Source organism: Bartonella sp. CL71SXKL (genome assembly GCF_042194935.1).
Lineage (GTDB): Bacteria > Pseudomonadota > Alphaproteobacteria > Rhizobiales > Rhizobiaceae > Bartonella.
Window position 1 is genome coordinate 1 of sequence record NZ_JBHINI010000106.1, and the last position, 751, is coordinate 751.

1 protein-coding gene is annotated in these 751 nt (G+C 45.9%); it reads right to left on the reverse strand.

Annotated features, from left to right (window positions below):
* Positions 1 to 751, reverse strand: a 751-nt coding sequence (locus ACFILA_RS09720) for a hemagglutinin repeat-containing protein (protein ID WP_375661147.1), incomplete at both ends; no start/stop codon positions are given.

Here is a 751-nt window from a genome sequence, read left to right on the forward strand (position 1 = left end):
TAAAGCATTTTTAGCAATATTTTTTATGATGCCATATTTCCCCTGTTGCAAAGCACCGCCACCAGAAATGCTAAACCTATGGCTGCTGGCTTTAGCATGCGCACCGTTGCTGATATCACTGGTGCTAATGCTTCCTGTGGTCAGGCTGTTTTTATCTGCCGGCACGGTGCTTTCAATAATACCTCCGGTCAGCGTTGTTTTATCTTTAACGTTGATCTTAAAACCGCCATCACCCGCTTTGATGCCTGATTGCTCCACAACACTGTGATAATCGCTAGAGGATTTATCCTTGTTCAAGGAAATATTGGTTGTGGCTGCATCATCCTTTTTTCCACCATTAAACCCAATAGAAAAAGAGTCTTGCTTGCTGGAACTTTGTCCCGTATCATTGCGGCTGGTAATGGCGAAATCACCCCCTACTTCCATTTCTACACGCTCTCCAGAAACCACGGCGCCTGCCAATGTGGTGTTTGCCCCACTCGTTGTGTGAACTGTGCCGGTGCCAATAATATGGCTGTTCTTGTGATGCACTTCCTCACTGGAACCCTTGCCTTTACCAAAAGAAGCATTCCCCATCCACCCTGGACCACCGGTACCATAACTATACCCAACATTCATTGAAGCGCTTTGCGTGTGGTTTTCTGTGCTTTGCGTATTTTGCGCACTTTCAAAAGTGATATCTTCACCTGCTCCCATGGTGATATTTCCACTCTGTTTATCATTGCTTTGCATCGGGTTTGTGCCGGCAATA